The organism is Actinoplanes sp. NPDC019969, assembly GCF_055562375.1.
In genome coordinates this window covers 1-4,935 of record NZ_JBVHFK010000035.1, presented here as the reverse complement: position 1 = coordinate 4,935, position 4,935 = coordinate 1, and the positions used below count along the sequence as shown (strand labels likewise).

Here is a 4,935-nt window from a genome sequence, read left to right as displayed (position 1 = left end):
CGGCGTTGAACGAGGAGATGACCGAGCATCTCGGTCATGAGAAGAACCAGGCCGGTCAGGATCGCGAGTCGACAAATGTGCGTAACGGCGCCCGGCCGCACCCGATGGACGATGCGTTGGAAGCCGGTACTCAACGCCTTCGCCATCACATTCGGTGACCGCTGGCCGGCCGCCGAGAACTACTGACCGAACGCCAGAAACACCGTTCGCGTTACGGACCCGTAGACAAGGCTGGGAACCGCTGCTGCTTGGCGAAGGACGTCAGCGGTTGCTGCTGTCGGCGTTAAGTGCGTCGGCGATTGCTGCGCCGATGGTGGGTTTGGTGAGGTAGAAGCTGGCGCGGTGGGGTTCGGCGCCGTTGTCGACGGTGTAGGTGCTTTCGAAGATGGCGTCCGGGGGACGTGTGTTGTTGAAGATCGTGGTGAGTTTTGGGCGGGCGGCGATGATGTCGTCGTGGTCGGCGAGGTTGATCCAGCGGTGCAGGCCGGCCGGGTAGGCGGGCGGCTGTTGAAGGCGGCGAATCACTGATGCTAGGCCGAGCGGGCTGCCGAGGGTGACGAGTAGGGGTAGCGATTGTGGTCGGGCATGTAGGGCTTCGTAGGCGACGACCGAGCCAAGGCTGTGAGCGACTACGACGCGGGTGTCGTCGCTGAGGTGTTGGTGGACGGCAGCGATGGCGGCTTCCCGGATCGCAGGTTCGGTTAGGTAGCGCACGGCCTGGCCAATGATGGCGTTGAGGCCGGCAAGGTGGAATCCGGCGTTGCCGAACCAGGGAATACGGTCGAGGGATGCCACCGCGCGGGCGATCACGCCGCGCGGTCCTTGGGCGCCGGTGGGGTCGTGTTGCAGAGCGTGTAGTTCTTGGCGGGCGGTGCCGGCGTCGCGGGCCTTGGTGGAGTCCAGGGCGTTGGTGAGCCATTCGGTGGCGATATCATCGGCGAAGTCGCATTGCGCATCGGTGAGGTCGCTGGTGTGGCCCTGCTGGTCGGGGGTGAGGAACAGGTGGCCGTAAAACGCCATCCGGGCCCACCGGTCGGCGGGCTGGATCGGCCAGAGCTGGTCGGCGAGGTCGGGGTGCCCGGCAGTGCGGACCCCTCCGGCGAGGGAGGGCAGCCATTCGTGTTCCAGGTCGTCGGCGGAGCGTTGCTGCTGGGCGATGCCGTGGACGAGCACGATGCGGGCCATACACGGATTCCTTCATAGACATGAGTCGGATGCTGAGAGTGAGCTTCTTCTGACAGTGTGGCTGGGTGAGTGTCCTCCACGCCCGCCGGCTTGCTTTGGTGATCGGGTCGCAGTGCGCGGCCGCACCGGTGCTGAGCTTCCTACCGGAGTTGGCGCAGGAGCTGGCTCTGGTTCTGGTGGATCCAGGGCTGGGCGGCTGCACGCCCGCGTTGGACGCGGGGCCGGTGCTGATTGACCCGTCACGGACCGACCTGATGCTGGCGGTGCGGACCGCGTTCGCCCGGGCTAACGACGGTGATGGGTCGGTGCTGGTGCTGGCGTTCATCGGGCACGGCATCGCGGTCGACGAGGACTTCTACTACCTGCCCGCCGACGGCAACGGCCTGGGTCACTTCGACGCAGACGTGCATGTGTCGCAGCTGTTGAAGGAGGGTTTACGCGACAACCCGAACCTGGACGGGCTGCTGGTACTGCTGGACACCTGCCACGCGGGAGTAGGTGCGGTACAAGCAGCGGCATGGCAGCAGGTCGGTTTGGGCCGGCGGACGCACCGGTACGAGCTGCTGACTTCCAGCGCGGATCAGCCCGCCTACGGCGGGGTGGTTACCCGCGTCATGATTGAGGTGTTGCGGACTGGAATCACGACCGCGGGCACCACGATCGGCTCTCGCCACCTGCATTCGTTTCTGCGGGACAAGGCGCCCGGGCAGCGCCCGCAGCGGATTACTCATGACGGTGGTGGCTGGGCCGACGCCGATGACGAGGGCCTGTGGTGGGCGCACAACGTCGGTCACTACAGCCGACGTCCCGAGCCGGTTGCCCCGGCCGGGTCTGTGGTGCCGGCCCGCTCGGCGTACCGGCTGCAGGTCACCCGGATCGCCCCGGAGCGGCTGCACGGCCGTGATCAAGAGCTGGCCGACATGGCCGCGTTCTGCACCGGGCCCGACGTCGGCACGTACTGGTACTGGCGGGCGGGGCCGTGGGCGGGCAAGTCGGCGCTGATGTCCTGGTTCGTGCTGCATCCCCCAGCCGGGGTGAGCATCGTGTCGTTCTTCATCACCGCCCGATACGCCGGGCAGAACGACCGGGTCGCATTCACCGAGGTCGTCGTCGCACAACTCGCCGAACTACTCGGTGAACCGATGCCGGTGTTGACCGACGCCTCCCGCGAGTACAGCTTCCTGTACCTGCTGGCCCGGGCCGGTGAGCAGTGCCAGGCCTGCGGTGGACGCCTGGTGCTCCTCGTCGACGGCCTCGACGAGGACCGCGGCGTTACCACCGGACCTGACGCCCACAGCATCGCCGCGCTGCTGCCGGAGAAACCCCCGCACGGGGTACGGATCATCGTCGCCGGCCGGCCGAACCCGCCCGTACCCGACGACGTACCCCCGGGCCACCCGCTGTACGACCCGGCCGTCATCTTCGCGCTCGCCCCTTCCGCGCAGGCGCTAGTGGTGCAGGAAGACATGCAGCGCGAGCTGTCCCAACTGCTCAACGGCAGCCCTACCGAACGAGACCTGCTGGGTCTCCTCACCGCCGCCGGTGGCGGCCTCAGCGTCCGGGACCTGGCTGAACTCACTGGCGGACTCTCCTGGCAGATCCAAGAACACCTCGCCACCGTGGCCGGACGCACGTTCACCCCTCGCGACAGCTATTGGCGGCCCGGCGACGAGGCGTACGTGCTCGGCCACGAGGAACTCCAGAGCACCGCCACCAACAGGATCGGCCCACAACGCCTCAACGACTACCGGCAACGGCTACACGCCTGGGCCGACACCTACCGGGTACGACACTGGCCGGACGCCACACCCGTATACCTACTCGGGGGCTACCACCGCCTCCTTGCCAGCATCGGCGACCTGACCCGCCTGATCGCCCTGACCACCGACACCGCTCGCCACGACCGGATGCTCCACCTGTCCGGCGGCGACACCGCCGCCCTCATAGAGATCACCACCACCCAAACGTTGCTACTTGCCCAGCCCGAACCCAACCTGGAAGCCATGGCGTTGCTCTCGATTCGCCGTAACAACCTGACCGAACGCAACACCAAGATCCCCGCCGAATTGCCCGCCCTTTGGGCACACCTCGGCCAGTCCGACCGCGCCGAAGCCCTCGCCCGTTCCTTCACCGACCCGTACCTGCAGGAGCAGGCGCTGACCGAGCTCGCAGGGGCGGTGGCCGCGGCCGGCGACCCGCACCGGGCCGAGCGGATCGCGCGATCCATCACGGACCCGAACTCGCAGGCGCAGGCATTGATCGCGGTGGCCAGGGCGGTGGCCGCGGCCGGCGACCCGCACCGGGCCGAGCGGATCGCGCGATCCATCACCGATCCGTACCGGCATGCGCGGGCGTTGATCGCGGTGGCCGGGGCGGTGGCCGTGGCCGGCGACGCCGACCGGGCCCGGCGGCTGGCCGCCGACGCCGAGCACGCCGCCCGTTCCGTCACCGACCCGAACATGCAGGCGTGGGCGTTGACCGAGGTGGCCGGGGCGGTGGCCGCGGCCGGCGACCCGCACCGGGCCGAGCAGATCGCTCAGTCGATCACCGATCCGTACCGGCATGCGCCGGCGTTGATCGCGGTGGCCGAGGCGGTGGCCGCGGCTGGCGACCCCGACCGAGCCCGGCGGCTGGCCGCCGACGCCGAGCACGCCGCCCGTTCCGACGCCGACCTGCACAGGCATGCGCGGGCGTTGATCGCGGTGGCCGAGGCAGTGGCCGCTGGCGGCGACCCGGATCAGGCTGAGCAGGTCGCTCGGTCCATCGCCCACCCGTATTTCCAGGCGCAGGCATTGATCGCGGTGGCAGGGGCGGTGGCCGCGGCCGGCGACCCGAACCGGGCCGAGCAGATCGCGCGATCCCTCCCTAACTTGAGCCTGCAGGCGCAGGCGTTGACCGCGGTGGCCGGGGCGGTGGCTGTGGCCGGCGACCCGCACCGGGCCGAGCAGATCATTCAGTCCATCCACCCGGACCTGCAGGTGCAGGCGTTTTCCGCGGTGATCGCTGCCGGCGACGCCGACCGAGCCCGGCGGCTGGCCGCCCACGCCGAGCACGCCGCCCGTTCCGTCACCGACCCGGACCGGCAGGCGCAGGAATTGACCGCGGTGGCCAGGGCGGTGGCCGCGGCCGGCGACCCGCACCGGGCCGAGCGGATCGCGCGATCCATCACCGATCCGTACCGGCATGCGCGGGCGTTGATCGCGGTGGCCGGGGCGGTGGCCGCGGCTGGCGACCCCGACCGGGCCCGGCGGCTGGCCGCCGACGCCGAGCACGCCGCCCGTTCCGTCACCGACCCGAACATGCAGGCATGGGCGTTGATCGCGGTGGCCGAGGCAGTGGCCGCGGCCGGCCACCCGCACCGGGCCGAGCGGATCGCGCGATCCATCACCGACCCGGACCGGCAGGCGGAGGCGCTGACCGCAGTGGCCGAGGCCGTCGGTCTGCCGGAGGCATTGCGGCTGTTGGGGAAGGCGTTCGCGGTAGGCGGGTGGTGGGTGCCGTTGTCGGTGGTAGCGCGGGTGGCGCCGGGAGTGGTGCTCAGGGTGGCTGATGTGGTGTCCGATTACGAACGTTCGCGATACACCGAAGGTATTTAGGTGTTCCAGCAGCTGAGGGATGTAACGCAACTCGTGTCCGCGCCTTCGTAACGCGCTCGTGAGTTTGTAGGTGACTTCGAGCGCCGCGTGTCAGTCGGTTTCAGCGCCAGCAGTTTCAGGGCCGAGTTCGTGTCGCTGGGTTTCAGCGCCACCC

2 protein-coding genes are annotated in these 4,935 nt (G+C 69.3%); one reads left to right on the top strand and one right to left on the bottom strand.

Annotated elements, in window-relative coordinates:
* Window positions 1–261 precede the first annotated feature (261 nt).
* Window positions 262–1,185 carry an alpha/beta fold hydrolase gene (locus tag ACZ3II_RS43470; RefSeq protein WP_465526765.1) on the bottom strand — a complete coding sequence of 308 codons (924 nt, stop codon included), beginning with the start codon at window positions 1,183–1,185 and terminating at the stop codon, window positions 262–264.
* 65 nt (window positions 1,186–1,250) lie between these two features.
* Here ACZ3II_RS43470 and ACZ3II_RS43465 point away from each other — a divergent pair, with 65 nt between their 5' ends.
* Window positions 1,251–4,781 carry a hypothetical protein gene (locus ACZ3II_RS43465; protein WP_465526763.1) on the top strand — a complete coding sequence of 1,177 codons (3,531 nt, stop codon included), beginning with the start codon at window positions 1,251–1,253 and terminating at the stop codon, window positions 4,779–4,781.
* Window positions 4,782–4,935 lie beyond the last annotated feature (154 nt).

Coding starts and splice junctions, on each gene's coding strand:
- ACZ3II_RS43470 (WP_465526765.1), bottom strand. CDS start 1,185: ATGGCCCGCATCGTGCTCGTCCACGGCATCGCCCAGCAGCAACGCTCC.